Raw genomic sequence first — 13208 nt, 5'->3', positions numbered from 1 at the left:
TATGTTATACCCTATTTTTGATTATCTGGACTCAGTTATGGACATTCCGGGAACGGGGGTCTTCCGCTACATTTCCTTCAGGGCAGGGATGGCAGCGCTTTTTTCATTGATCATCACCATCACATTTGGGCATAGAATCATCAATTGGATAAGAAATAAGCAGATCGGGGAACCAGTCCGCGACTTGGGCCTCGAAGGTCAGGCTGCAAAAAAAGGAACACCTACCATGGGTGGATTGATGATTATGGCAGGTATCATTATTCCCACTTTGTTATTTGCCAATATCAATAACGTCTACATCATACTTCTCCTCATTACCACAATTTGGTTGGGGACTATTGGATTTATCGATGATTATATCAAAGTATTTAAGAAGAATAAGGAAGGTCTGGCTGGAAGGTTTAAGATAGTAGGTCAAATTATCATCGGGATCATTGTAGGAGCTACACTTTACTTTCATCAAGGCGTGGTAATCCGTGAATTTACAAATCCTGTTTCCATCGAGGAGGGGGTAGTCGAAACGCCTGCTTTCAGAGATGTAAAAGTTGCCAAGACTACAATACCTTTTGTGAAGAATAATGAGCTGAACTATGAGACTTTCTTCGGATTCCTTGGAGAAAGCGTTACTCCGGTTCTCTATATCCTTTTTGTGATTTTCATCATCACAGCTGTTTCCAACGGGGCCAATATTACAGATGGCATTGACGGATTGGCTGCGGGGACTTCTGCGATCATCGGACTGACGATAGCCATCTTTGCCTACGTTTCCGGTAATGCCATTTTCTCCCAATACCTCAATGTGATGTTCATTCCCAATTCAGGTGAGTTGGTGATTTTCTGTGCTGCATTTGTAGGTGCCTGTGTCGGCTTTCTTTGGTACAATGCTTTTCCTGCACAGGTTTTTATGGGAGATACAGGAAGCTTGATGTTGGGTGGTGTAATCGCTGTCCTGTCTCTGACTTTGAGAAAAGAACTGTTGATTCCTGTTTTGTGTGGCATTTTCCTGATCGAAAACCTCTCTGTGATCATGCAGGTGAGCTATTTCAAATACACCAAGAAGAAATACGGAGAAGGCCGCAGGATTTTCCTGATGTCTCCTTTGCACCATCATTACCAAAAGAAAAATATCCATGAAGCCAAAATCGTAACCCGTTTTTGGATTACTGGAATTCTCTTAGCCATCATCACTTTAGCAACATTGAAACTAAGATAAATGAAAAAAGAGATAGCCATATTGGGTGCAGGCGAAAGCGGATTGGGAGCAGCATTGCTTGCCAAGAAGCATGGCTATGCAGTATGGGTATCTGATACCGGGACTATCAGCGCTTCTAGAAAACAAATTTTGACTGAGAATGGGATTGGCTTTGAAGAAGGAATACATTCTGAGGAAAAAATCCTTTCTGCAGGCGAAATCATCAAAAGTCCGGGGATTCCTGAGAAAGTCGCTATTGTCCAAAAGGCTATTGAAAAAGGAATTCCTGTCATCGATGAATTGGAATTTGCTTTCCGGTATTCCAAAGGAAAGGTAATCGCGATCACCGGTACAAACGGCAAGACCACGACTACGCTCCTTACCTACCACCTTCTCCAAAAAGGAGGATTGAATGTCGGTTTGGGTGGAAATGTCGGTGAAAGTTGGGCTGCCCAATTGGTGGACGGAGACAAGGATTGGTGGGTACTAGAAGTCAGCAGTTTTCAGATTGACGGCTTCATATCAATGAAACCTTCCGTAGCAGTATTGACAAACATCACTCCTGACCATTTGGACAGGTACAATTATAAAATTGAAAATTATATCGCTTCCAAAGTTTCCCTGTTCAAAAACATGGACGAAAAGGACGCTGCGATTTATTGGCTTGACGACCAACTGATCCAATCAGGTTTTGAAAAAGTGAATCTGAAAGCAGATCGGTTTCCATTTTCTCTCAAAGAACCACAGAACAAAGGCGGGTACTTCGATGGAAATGCGATCACGGTGCAAGCAATCGGAAAGAAATTAACAATAAACCCAAAAGATATTATCCTGAACGGAACCCACAACATGCTCAATACCATGTGCGCGTCTTTGGCCGCAACATTGGCGGGCGTGTCCGAGGAAGCCATCAGGGAAGGATTGAAGGATTTCCAAAATGCAGCCCACAGGATGGAACCGGTGGCTAAGATCAATGGAATTGCTTTTATCAATGACAGCAAAGGTACCAATGTCGATGCCACAGCCTACGCGCTTGACAGCTTCAAACAACCCTTGATTTGGATTGCAGGAGGAGTGGACAAAGGGAATGATTATGCAGCCCTTTACCCTCTGACTGACGGAAAAGTAAAAATGCTGATCTGTCTCGGTGTGGACAATGAGAAGTTGAAAAAAGCATTTTCGGGAAGAATTCCTGAAATCAAAGAAACGCAGAGCATCGCGGAATCGGTAGCCTTTGGATTGGAATATGGGAATGAAGGGGATGTGGTTTTGCTTTCTCCAGCTTGCGCAAGTTTTGACTTGTTCAAAAATTATGAGGATAGAGGCAATCAGTTTAAAGCCGCAGTGACAGCATTAACCGCGACAGCATCATGATGGAGAACATAAAAATATGGTTTGACAGAAATTTGAAGGGTGACCCGATCATTTGGGGCATCGTGATCATTCTTTCTGTAATCAGCATCGTGGTGGTTTATTCTGCTACGGGTTCATTGGCATACAAATACACCGGCGGCAATACTGAAAAATACCTGATTGACCATTCCTTGATGGTGCTTGCAGGACTTTTGGTAATGTGGGTTGCCCACAAAATCCCATACAAGACCTATGGCCTGATCGGAAGGTTTTTGTTGGTAGTTTCTATTCCGCTGTTGTTGTTCACCTTCTTATTTGGCTCGACAGTGAATGAAGCCAACAGGTGGATCACGATTCCTGTCATCAACAAGGCATTCCAACCTTCAGACATCGCAAAGCTGGCACTGATTGCAACCTTAGCTTCTTTGCTCGCAAGAAAGCAAAAGAATATTGACGATTTCCGAAATTCCTTCCTTCCGATGATTTTGGTCATTGGCTTGGTTTCCGGCCTGATCGGATTGGCCAATATGTCCACAGCAGTCTTGTTGCTGTCGACTTGTTTGTTGCTGCTTTTCATTGGCCGAGTGCCGATGAAATATATTTTGATGGTGGTTTTGGTTGGTGGATTATTCCTGACCACTTCGGTCTTTTTGGGTCAAAGGGGTGGTACTTTCTTTTCAAGGATAGAAAAATTTGTGTCAGGAGATGAAATTCCTTTCCAGGCAGAGCAGTCATTTATCGCCATTTCTACAGGAGGAATTACAGGCAAAGGTCCGGGCAAATCCGAACAGAGAAATACGCTTCCGCATCCATATTCTGATTTTATCTATGCGATCATCATTGAGGAATACGGGATGGTTGGCGGTGCGACGGTATTGTTCCTTTATCTGGCGCTACTGTTCCGGGGAATGCGGATTGTCGCCTCATCGACCAAGCCTTTTGGAGGATTGCTCTCGGCGGGACTGAGTTTCGCGCTTGTGCTGCAAGCCATGGTCAACATGGCGGTTGCGGTTGGATTGGGCCCGATTACAGGTTTGCCATTGCCATTGCTGAGTATGGGTGGGACATCATTGGTGTTTACAGGATTTTCATTGGGAATTATATTGAGTGTAAGCAGAGGCGACCATCAGGAGCAATTGGACAGCCCCTCTGATGGAAGTAATAAAGTAAGGAAGACATTTCAAACAGCATAAGATAAATTGGGAAATAACACACCATATAGAATCATGATCAGCGGAGGAGGCACAGGAGGCCATATCTATCCGGCACTTGCAATCGCAAATGCCTGGATGGAAAAGCATCCTGACACAGAGATTCTATTTGTCGGTGCAGAAGGAAAGATGGAAATGCAAAAAGTCCCCGAAGCCGGATACCGTATCGAGGGACTCAAAGTTGCAGGACTGCAGCGAAGTCTCAGCCTTTCCAACCTCAGCTTTCCCTTCAAATTGCTTGGAAGTTTGAATAAGTCTAGGGCCTTGCTCAAAGCATTCAAACCCAATGCGGTGGTCGGAGTCGGTGGCTATGCAAGCGGTCCACTCTTATATTCAGCCCAAGGAAAAGGAATCCCGACAATGATTCAGGAGCAAAATTCCTATGCCGGATTGACCAATAAGTTGTTGGCTAAAAGTGCAAAAAAGATCTGTGTGGCTTATCCGGGGATGGAGAAGTTTTTCCCTGCCGATAAGATCCAATATACCGGCAATCCTGTCCGCAAAGACATCCTTCATTTGGAGGGTAAAAAGGGAAAAGCATTCCAACACTTCGGATTGGAGGAAGGCAAGAAAGTCCTGTTGGTATTAGGAGGAAGTCTTGGAGCGCGCACCATCAATCAGGCAGTATTGGCTGATATGGAAAGTTTGGAGAAAGAAGGCTACCAAGTTCTCTGGCAAAGCGGAAAGTTTTACTTCTCTGAAATGTCAGAGAAAGTAAAGGCATCCGGACTTAAACACATTCATGTCCTGGAATTCATCAGGGAAATGGACTTGGCTTACGCGGCGGCAGATGTCGTGGTATCAAGGGCCGGTGCACTTTCGGTTTCAGAACTCAGCTTAGTCGGCAAGCCGGTGGTATTTATCCCTTCTCCCAATGTGGCAGAAGACCATCAAACCAAAAATGCGATGGCTTTTGTACAGGCAGATGCAGCGGTCCTTTTGAAGGACAGCGAAGCGGTCGGGAAATTGAATTCAACAGTAAACAACCTCATGGCTGACCCTAACAAAGTCAGGTCATTGGGTGAAAATATAAAGAAATTGGCCAAGCCAAAAGCAGCCGAAGAAATTGTAAAAGTATTGGAAAGCATCATTCAATGAATCTGAAAAACCTACATAGTGTCCATTTCCTTGGAATAGGTGGCATAGGCATGAGTGCTTTGGCGAGGTGGTTTAACCATGTCGGCATCAAAGTCTCCGGCTATGACCGCACGCCTTCTCCATTGACAGATGCATTGGTGGCCGAGGGAATGGAGATTGTGTTTGAAGATACTTTGGAAAATATCCCATCCAGGATCCGCTATGACAAAGTCCATACTTTGGTCATTTGGACTCCGGCGATGCCAAAGGATTCTATCCAACTGAACTTCTTCCAAAACAACGGCTACAGCATCAAAAAAAGAGCTGCTGTTCTTGGGATGATCACTGCTGACCTTCCGACGATTGCGGTAGCGGGAACACATGGCAAGACCACAACTTCTTCCATGGTCGCTCACCTACTTAAATCAGGTGGAAAAAATATCGCTGCCTTTTTGGGTGGCTTGACACAAAATTACAATTCCAACCTGATCCTCCATGACGAGGAAAGTGGAGACGCAACTGTGGTCGTTGAGGCGGATGAGTTTGACCGCTCTTTCCTGCACCTCCATCCCAATGTCGCGGTGGTCACAAGTGCTGATCCCGACCACTTGGATATCTATGGAGATGACGCACAGATGATGGATGGGTTCAGGGCATTTATTGACCTGATTGCTGCCGACGGGTCATTGTATATCCATGCAAAGGCATTCCAAAAACTTGGAGCTCCAAAATCAAAAACCGTTACCGTGAAGCAATACGGAATCAACATCGGGGAGATCCAAGCCAAGAATATCGTAGCGGGAGCTGCTGCCTTCACTTTCGATTATGTCAGTGGAGACACTGAAATCAAGGGTTTGGAAATGTTTATGCCGGGATTTCACAATGTGGAAAATGCCCTGCCTGCCATTACAGTTGCTTTGGATTATGGAATAGAACAAGAAGCCGTCCGTGAAGGATTGGCAAGTTATAAAGGAGTAAAGAGAAGGTTTGAAATCTGGGTTCAGGAAAAGGACAGGGTATTTATCGATGATTATGCACACCATCCTGAGGAGATTCGGGCTTTTCTATCATCGGTCAAAGCCATGTATCCTGACAAAAAGCTGACTGCAATTTTCCAACCGCACCTTTTCACAAGGACTAGGGATTTTGCAGCAGGATTTTCAGAAAGCCTATCTATCGCTGACGAGGTGGTGTTGCTGGAAATTTATCCGGCAAGGGAACTCCCCATCGAGGGAGTGAATGCAACGATGTTATTGGATGGAATCACTTCCGCTAAGAAGTCCCTCCAATCCAAAGAAGGATTGATGGATTACCTCAAAGCCGCAAAGCCTGAGGTTTTGGTCACCATCGGTGCAGGAGACATAGATAGACTGGTATTACCCATTGCACTCTGGATGAAATCGCTATGAAATTTAGAATCAAAAAATCATTGATTTTCACCGCTTTGACCATGGTTCTCATCGGTTTTATCGGATTCGTAGAGAAAAGGGATTCCGAAAGGGTTTTTACCGGTATTGAAATCAGGATCAAAGGAATTGCCGATGTCTATTTCGTGAATGAAAAGGACATTTTAAAAAATATCCAGGTTGAATTTCCACTGTTGCAAAATGGAATATCCCTGCAGGAAGTGGATTTGAATAAAATTGAAAAGAAGGTGGAGACCTATGCTTTTGTCCAAAACGCTGAGGTTTCCTCGGATCCAAAAGGACATGTGATGGTCGAAATCACCCAACATATTCCTATTGCGAGGATCGTAAGGCCAAGTGCGGCAGATGGCTACATCTCTACAGAAGGAAAAATATTACCGACCTCAAGTTCCTACACCACAAGGGTGATGACGCTCGAAGGTGCTTATGCTGAAAGTCTGCTGAAGCTCGAGGATATCTCCGAAAGTCACAGCGACTTGATGGCCATGATCAACTTCATCAATGAGGATGAATTTTGGAAAGCACAGATTTCGGGAATGGATATTTCCAGAAAGTCAGACATCAAACTCTATCAGCAAGTGGGCAAGCAGGTCATTGAGTTTGGGGATGCCAAGGATTTAGAAGAAAAATTTGAAAAGATAAACCTGTTTTATGATGAAATCATCCCCGCAAAAGGATGGAATGCATACAGCAGAGTCAATGTAAAATATAAGGGCCAGATTGTTTGTGAATAATTGAAATCGCTATGGAAAACAACAAATTGATTGTAGGACTTGACATCGGAACCACCAAAATCTGTGCGATCATCGGTCGCAAAAATGAATTTGGTAAACTGGAGGTTCTCGGCATGGGCAAAGCCGTATCCGATGGTGTCATCCGTGGCATCGTCACCAATATAGACAAGACTGTCAACGCAATCCAAAAGGCGATGCAGGATGCGTCTGACATGGCTGACGTGGATATCGGGGAAGTGATCGTTGGGATTGCCGGACAGCATATCCGCAGCACGATCCATCATGGGGTCATTATCCGTCAGCCCAATCAAGATGAAATTACTGTAGAGGATGTCAGAAGGTTATCCAATGACATGGAGAATATCGTCGTGCCTCCCGGAAATACCATCATACACGTCATGCCACAGGACTACATTGTGGACTATGAAGATGGGATCAAAGATCCTGTTGGAATGTCTGGTTCCAGGCTTGAAGCGGATTTCCATATCATCACTGCACAAACAACTGCCATCAATAACATCAACCGTTGCGTGAAGCGTGCCAACCTGATTTCCCAGGATTTGATTCTTGAGCCATTGGCGAGTTCGCTGTCTGTACTGAGCGAGCAGGACAAAGAAGCAGGCGTTTGCTTGGTAGATATCGGTGGTGGTACGACAGACATTGCGATATTCTACGACAACATCATCCGTCATACTGCAGTCATTCCTTTGGGAGGAAATATCATCACTGCAGATATCAAGGAAGGTTGCATGGTACTTCACCATCAGGCCGAATTGCTCAAAACCAAATTTGGAAAAGCCATTGCCGAAGAAGCCAATCCAAACGAAATCGTATCCATCCCTGGTCTTCGTAACAGACAGCCTAAGGAGATTTCTATCAAAAACCTCGCAGCGATCATTCAGGCAAGGATGGAAGAAATTATCGAATATGTACAAAATGAATTGGTTGCAAGCGGCCATTACAAAAAACTTACCGGAGGAATAGTCCTTACCGGCGGTGGTTCACAGCTTCAGGGAGTTTCCCAACTTTTTGAATATATGACGGGATTGGATACCAGAATCGGTTATCCAAATGAGCATTTGGGCAAATCCAAAATCGAAGAAGTGAAAAGTCCGATGTATGCTACCTCCGTGGGATTGGTATTGGCGGGATTCAAATCACTCGACGAAAGGGAAAATCTATATAGACTTAGAAAAGAAAGTGGAAACACAAATACTCAAAAAATACAGGCCAAACCCGTAAAAACTGAGTTTGGCCCGAACATCTTCTCTAGTATAGGAAAGAAATTGAAGGATATCATCACCAATGATATTCATGATGATAATAATTACTAGGGCTTATCATACTAGGGAGTTAGAAGATTTTGTCTTCTAATTCCCTTCTTCACAAAAACCATACTAAAAAGGAAAATATTTTCACCAATAGATAAAAAATGTCAGATAACATGAAAGATTACAAATTTGATCTTCCAAAAAACCACAAATCCATCATCAAGGTGATCGGTGTGGGGGGAGGTGGTTCCAATGCTGTGAACCATATGTACAACCAAGGAATAAAGGACGTGGAGTTCGTTGTGGTCAACACCGATGCCCAGGCTTTGAAGAGCAGTCCGGTTCCTTTGAGGCTTCAGTTAGGTGCTAACCTAACCGAAGGATTAGGTGCAGGTGCCAATCCTGAAAAAGGAAAAAGCGCTGCATTGGAAAGCAAGGAAGATATCCGTGAATTGCTTTCAGACAATACCAAGATGGTATTTATCACTGCCGGCATGGGTGGTGGTACAGGTACAGGTGCCGCACCGGTGATCGCCAAAATCGCCAAAGACATGGACATCCTTACTGTGGGTATCGTAACTGCTCCTTTCGTATTCGAAGGAAGAAAGAAAATGATCGCTGCGCAGCTCGGCATCGAAGCTTTGAAAGAAAGCTGCGATACTGTTCTGGTTATCCTCAATGATAAATTGAGAGAAATCTATGGCAACCTTGCGATCCGTTCGGCATTTGCCAAAGCTGATAACGTCCTGTCGACAGCAGCCAAATCCATCGCCGAAATCATCACCATCCATCAGGATGTCAACGTTGATTTTGAAGATGTGAAGACAGTCATGAAAAACGCAGGTGCTGCCGTCATGGGTTCTGCAACCGAAGAAGGTGAAGGACGTGCTATCCGCGCTGCCGAGAAAGCCATTGCTTCTCCGTTGCTAAACAACGTGGATATCAAAGGCGCACAGAAAATATTGCTTTCTATCATGTCTGGTGAGGACGACGAACTCTCCATGGACGAGTTGAGCGAAATCACCGAGTACATCCAAGAAAGAGCCGGTGACGATGCTGAGGTGATCTTTGGTCAAGGTATTGATACTGAACTGAGCAAAGGAATCCGTGTCACAGTCATTGCCACAGGTTTTGAAATGGACAGATTGACTACAGCTTCACCTTCTGGAAGGAAAGAAGAAGTGGTTGTTGCCGCGGTCATTGAAGAGGACAACAGCAAAAAAGTGATTGACCTCGAATCAGGAAAAACTTCTAAAGTAGAGGAAGATGCTACTCCGGCTCCCGGACAGACTTTCACTTTTACTTTCAACAAGCCTTTGTTTACTCCGGCCAATGAAAGCAAACCTGAAGAAATAAAACCAAAGGTTGAAGTTCCCGCTCCGGTAACTGAAGACAAAGAGGAAGAAATGGAGCCACAGTTTGAGTTTGTTCCTGCAAAACCTGAAGTGAAAAAAGTGGTTTTTACTTTGGATACTGAAGAAGAAATTACAGAAGAAGCACCGAAAGTTGCTGAAAAAGAAGAGCCAAAGCCTGCGCATAGCAATGATTACTATGAGCAATTGAAGCTAAAAGCCATCCAAAGGGCACATGAGCGTTTTGAAAAGCTGAAAAGCATCAAGACTTACAATCAGCATCCTGAGGAATTCAAAGATAAATTGGAAACACCTGCTTATCTCAGAAAAGAAGTGAAATTGGCTGATGTACAGCATAGTTCTGAGAGAAGCATCTCAAGGTACAACCTGACTGATGAAAATGAATTTCTGAAGAACAACAGGTTTTTGCATGACAATGTCGATTAACTTTAGAAGTTGATCAACATTTCTGCTTGGGTATGGAGTAATTCCATGTACAGCCTGTTGGTGAGCAGGTTATCTGACATATTGTCCTCGATCTTGGCTAGTTTGGGCTTGAGGGCAAGTACATGCATACCCACGTAGTGGAAGATGTCGGTGAGGTGGCTCAAAGCGATGCCACCCCCGCCTATTCCTGATGAAATGCCTATCAAGGCACATTTTTTATTGCGGAAAGAGTTGGGATAAGTCATCCCATCTATAAATCCTTTCAATATGCCGGGGAAAGAACCGTTGTATTCCGGTACGACGAAAACAAATTTTGTCCCTTCTTTGATTTTTTGGTGAAAGCTATTGTAGCCCTCGTTTTTGCCGTTGTTATGGTAAAGGGCCGAAAAAATAAAATCATGAGGCAAATCTTCCAGTAATAAAATCTCCGATGGCGTGTCCATTTTGGCCAAAAGATCCTGGTATATCAATGCTATTTTTTCTGAGACGGAATTTCTGCGGTTTGTACCGACGATGATCTTGATCATGCAAAAGGTGCTTTCTGTGGATTTGAGGTAATACAATCTAGAAAGTCAATAAGTTTCAGGAATGTTTAAAATCAAAGTCGGTTGTTTCCCACGAAGGCACCAAGACGACAAAGTCAGATTATTGATTGGTCCCGCAAAGAGTCGTAAATACAACAAAGTCGGATAATTATGTCTCGCAAAGACGCAAAAACGCAAAGTTAAGGATCAGATTTATTGCTAAGTTTATTCGCGACATTTGTCATGATTTATCTACACCTTTTTGTTTAGTAGGATTCGTAATTCAAGATGCCGAGAATTACCCTTTGTTTGAGGGTTTAATGAATAGTCCAATTGCAAATTAGAAAGGATAAAGGGTGCAATTACAAATTCCACCCAGTCCGCTATCAATCGCTAAACTACACCTAGGTTGGGGAGATTAGTGAGAGAATGTAAAACCGAGAAGCACCCTGCTCGGGGCTATTCTTATTCAGCTCACTTCGAGGCTGTTGGTTGATGGATACCCGAGATTAGAAATTTCAATGGTTTTCTATTCAGGAATCTTAAACTTCAGGAAGATTCTCCAAGGGAACACCTATGGGCAGGAAGAAGTTTTTCCAGGCCGGCGTAGCACTTCGCGTGGGAGGATTAAAATTTCTTGCCTCCCGATAGCCATCGGGATGGTTACTTCCTGCCGGCAGGCAGGTTTGTGGTAAGATAAAAAGTGACACGAGAAAGGATCCCCAAAATGTGGTCTAACAATTGAATTGGAGAAAGTGGATATTCAAATTCAATTGACCTCGTAACCTTCTGTGTCTGGGTGTAAAATGTTGTTATATGAGGTGTACTTTGTAATTACACTTTCATATGAATTAGAATTTGTAATTCAAATTACCAAGATTCCCTACCTTAGAGAAATTTTATACTATGACTTCACCATCCACTCTTTCTTATACTGAGCAAATTGATTTTGCTTTTGAATATATCCAAAAACGATATCCGCAATCTCCTGGAATAGGAATTATCCTCGGTACCGGCCTGGGCCAACTGATCCAACACATAGAAATTGAAATGGAAATCCCTTATGAATCCATTCCATTTTTTCCAGTTTCCACTGTAGAAAGCCATCATGGGAAATTGATTTTTGGGAAGCTATCCGGAAAATCTGTGGTCGTCATGAAAGGGAGATTTCATTATTATGAAGGATACTCGATGAAGGAGGTGACTTTTCCTGTCAGGGTCATGAAAAAACTAGGCATCGGACATCTTTTTGTCTCCAATGCTGCAGGAGGCTTGAATCCTGATTATGGCATCGGCGAACTCATGATCATTAACGACCACATTGACCTCTTTCCCGAGAATCCCCTCCGAGGCAAAAATCTCGATGCATTTGGGGTGAGGTTTCCTGACATGTCCGAACCCTATGATTCGTCTTTGGTCAAAAAGGGTATGGAAATCGCCGCCGCAAATGGGCTGAACGTTCATCAGGGAGTCTACGCCGCTGTTCAGGGTCCAAACCTCGAAACCAAAGCAGAATACAAATACCTAAGGACTATTGGTGGTGACGCCATCGGCATGAGTACCATCCCTGAAGTCATCGTGGCGAGACATATGGAAATGACGGTATTCGCGATATCCGCAATTACAGATCTGTGTTCTCCCGGAAAGGTCAGGAAAATCAGCCTTGCTGAAGTATTGGCCGGTGCTGCCAAAGCTGAACCTGGCATGAGTCTGATCATCCGGGAACTGGTAAAATCACTTTGATATTGAATATCTGATTTATTCAAAGCTATGATAAAAGAACTGGCTGCAGTTGATTTTTTGAAGTCGCAGATAAAGAGATTCCCCGAGACAGCCATCATCCTCGGTTCAGGTCTTGGTGGGTTGGTGGATGAAATCGAAATTCAGAAGAGGATTCCTTATACTAAAATTCCCCATTTTCCTGTTGCCACAGTTGAAGGTCATGGAGGAGATTTGATTTTTGGGAAATTGGAAGGTGTGGCTGTGTTGGCGATGAATGGGCGCTTTCATTACTATGAAGGCTATGACATGGCTGATGTGGTTTTTCCCTTGCGGGCAATGAAGTTGATCGGTGTCAAAAGGCTCATAGTCACCAATGCTGCCGGAGGATTGAATGAAGACTTTGAGGTCGGAGATTTGATGCTGATTGAGGATATCATCAGTCTCCTTCCGGAAAACCCCTTACGTGGGAAAAACAATGAAGAGTTTGGCCAGAGGTTTCCGGATATGAGCGAACCTTTTGATCTCGATTGGATAGAAAAAACCAAATCCGAAGCTGACAGATTGGGAATTAAGCTAAAAACAGGAACCTATCTCGGGATGCAGGGGCCAAAATTAGAGACGAAAGCGGAAATCAGGTATTGCAGGATTATCGGGGGAGATGCCGTCGGGATGAGTACGGTACCTGAAGTGATTGCCGCCAACCATATGGGCATGAAGGTTTTGGGAATCTCTGTGATTACCAATGAAAGTATTCCAAAAGTGGCCAAGGAATTTACACATGCCGATGTCGTGGCTGCCGCCAATCGGGCAGGGCAGAAGTTGGTGGAACTGGTGAAAGCGGTCTTATAGGATCATTTTTTTTCAAAAGCAATCTGATACTAGTTGATCCCGATGGCCA

The 13208-nt window shown here is 44.0% G+C and carries 11 protein-coding genes; 10 read left to right on the top strand and 1 reads right to left on the bottom strand.

From position 1 onward, the window contains the following. Position 1 precedes the first annotated feature (1 nt). From mraY to ftsZ, 8 genes are all read left to right on the top strand, one after another. Positions 2 to 1213 (top strand): phospho-N-acetylmuramoyl-pentapeptide-transferase, encoded by a 1212-nt coding sequence (gene mraY / locus M3O96_RS18795; protein WP_249723088.1) that lies wholly within the window; start codon positions 2 to 4, stop codon positions 1211 to 1213. After that, positions 1214 to 2566: a UDP-N-acetylmuramoyl-L-alanine--D-glutamate ligase gene (gene murD, locus M3O96_RS18790; RefSeq protein ID WP_249723087.1), complete on the top strand. Its 1353-nt coding sequence runs from the start codon at positions 1214 to 1216 to the stop codon at positions 2564 to 2566. It abuts the gene before it with no gap. Beyond that, positions 2566 to 3738, top strand: coding sequence for an FtsW/RodA/SpoVE family cell cycle protein (locus M3O96_RS18785; protein ID WP_249723125.1), 1173 nt, complete (start codon positions 2566 to 2568; stop codon positions 3736 to 3738). The genes murD and M3O96_RS18785 overlap by 1 nt, the downstream gene beginning before the upstream one ends. Before the next feature lie 6 nt (positions 3739 to 3744). Next, a complete protein-coding gene (murG, locus tag M3O96_RS18780; RefSeq protein ID WP_283774045.1) occupies positions 3745 to 4854 on the top strand; it encodes an undecaprenyldiphospho-muramoylpentapeptide beta-N-acetylglucosaminyltransferase in 1110 nt (369 codons plus the stop codon). Then, positions 4851 to 6242 carry a UDP-N-acetylmuramate--L-alanine ligase gene (murC, locus tag M3O96_RS18775; RefSeq protein ID WP_249723086.1) on the top strand — a complete coding sequence of 464 codons (1392 nt, stop codon included), beginning with the start codon at positions 4851 to 4853 and terminating at the stop codon, positions 6240 to 6242. The genes murG and murC overlap by 4 nt, the downstream gene beginning before the upstream one ends. Further along, positions 6239 to 6994, top strand: coding sequence for a cell division protein FtsQ/DivIB (locus tag M3O96_RS18770; RefSeq protein ID WP_249723085.1), 756 nt, complete (start codon positions 6239 to 6241; stop codon positions 6992 to 6994). The genes murC and M3O96_RS18770 overlap by 4 nt, the downstream gene beginning before the upstream one ends. Positions 6995 to 7005: 11 nt before the next feature. Next, on the top strand, positions 7006 to 8328 hold the full coding sequence (gene ftsA / locus M3O96_RS18765) for a cell division protein FtsA (RefSeq protein WP_249723084.1): 1323 nt from the start codon (positions 7006 to 7008) through the stop codon (positions 8326 to 8328). A gap of 110 nt (positions 8329 to 8438) precedes the next feature. Further along, a complete protein-coding gene (gene ftsZ, locus M3O96_RS18760; protein WP_249723083.1) occupies positions 8439 to 10064 on the top strand; it encodes a cell division protein FtsZ in 1626 nt (541 codons plus the stop codon). 2 nt (positions 10065 to 10066) lie between these two features. Here ftsZ and M3O96_RS18755 read toward each other — a convergent pair whose 3' ends face one another. Then, complete coding sequence (locus M3O96_RS18755; protein WP_249723081.1) at positions 10067 to 10591, bottom strand: NADPH-dependent FMN reductase; 525 nt, start codon at positions 10589 to 10591, stop codon at positions 10067 to 10069. A 903-nt stretch (positions 10592 to 11494) separates the two neighbouring features. On the opposite strand from M3O96_RS18755, the gene M3O96_RS18750 reads away from it, so the two are divergent. Together M3O96_RS18750 and M3O96_RS18745 are read left to right on the top strand one after the other, a co-directional pair. After that, a complete protein-coding gene (locus tag M3O96_RS18750; RefSeq protein WP_249723079.1) occupies positions 11495 to 12331 on the top strand; it encodes a purine-nucleoside phosphorylase in 837 nt (278 codons plus the stop codon). A gap of 27 nt (positions 12332 to 12358) precedes the next feature. Beyond that, positions 12359 to 13159, top strand: coding sequence for a purine-nucleoside phosphorylase (locus tag M3O96_RS18745; protein ID WP_249723078.1), 801 nt, complete (start codon positions 12359 to 12361; stop codon positions 13157 to 13159). The last annotated feature ends 49 nt before the right edge of the window (positions 13160 to 13208 follow it).

Source organism: Aquiflexum sp. TKW24L, assembly GCF_023502205.1.
GTDB lineage: Bacteria > Bacteroidota > Bacteroidia > Cytophagales > Cyclobacteriaceae > Cognataquiflexum.
Note: the sequence above shows the minus strand (reverse complement) of the source record. Positions and strands in the feature narration are given on the sequence as shown.

What these genes read in the sequence shown, in the direction of transcription:
- murC (WP_249723086.1), top strand. Translation starts at nt 4,851, where the DNA reads ATGAATCTGAAAAACCTACATAGTGTCCATTTCCTTGGAATAGGTGGC.
- M3O96_RS18750 (WP_249723079.1), top strand. Translation starts at nt 11,495, where the DNA reads ATGACTTCACCATCCACTCTTTCTTATACTGAGCAAATTGATTTTGCT.
- M3O96_RS18745 (WP_249723078.1), top strand. Translation starts at nt 12,359, where the DNA reads ATGATAAAAGAACTGGCTGCAGTTGATTTTTTGAAGTCGCAGATAAAG.
- M3O96_RS18755 (WP_249723081.1), bottom strand. Translation starts at nt 10,591, where the DNA reads ATGATCAAGATCATCGTCGGTACAAACCGCAGAAATTCCGTCTCAGAA.
- M3O96_RS18785 (WP_249723125.1), top strand. Translation starts at nt 2,566, where the DNA reads ATGGAGAACATAAAAATATGGTTTGACAGAAATTTGAAGGGTGACCCG.
- ftsA (WP_249723084.1), top strand. Translation starts at nt 7,006, where the DNA reads ATGGAAAACAACAAATTGATTGTAGGACTTGACATCGGAACCACCAAA.
- mraY (WP_249723088.1), top strand. Translation starts at nt 2, where the DNA reads ATGTTATACCCTATTTTTGATTATCTGGACTCAGTTATGGACATTCCG.
- ftsZ (WP_249723083.1), top strand. Translation starts at nt 8,439, where the DNA reads ATGAAAGATTACAAATTTGATCTTCCAAAAAACCACAAATCCATCATC.
- M3O96_RS18770 (WP_249723085.1), top strand. Translation starts at nt 6,239, where the DNA reads ATGAAATTTAGAATCAAAAAATCATTGATTTTCACCGCTTTGACCATG.
- murD (WP_249723087.1), top strand. Translation starts at nt 1,214, where the DNA reads ATGAAAAAAGAGATAGCCATATTGGGTGCAGGCGAAAGCGGATTGGGA.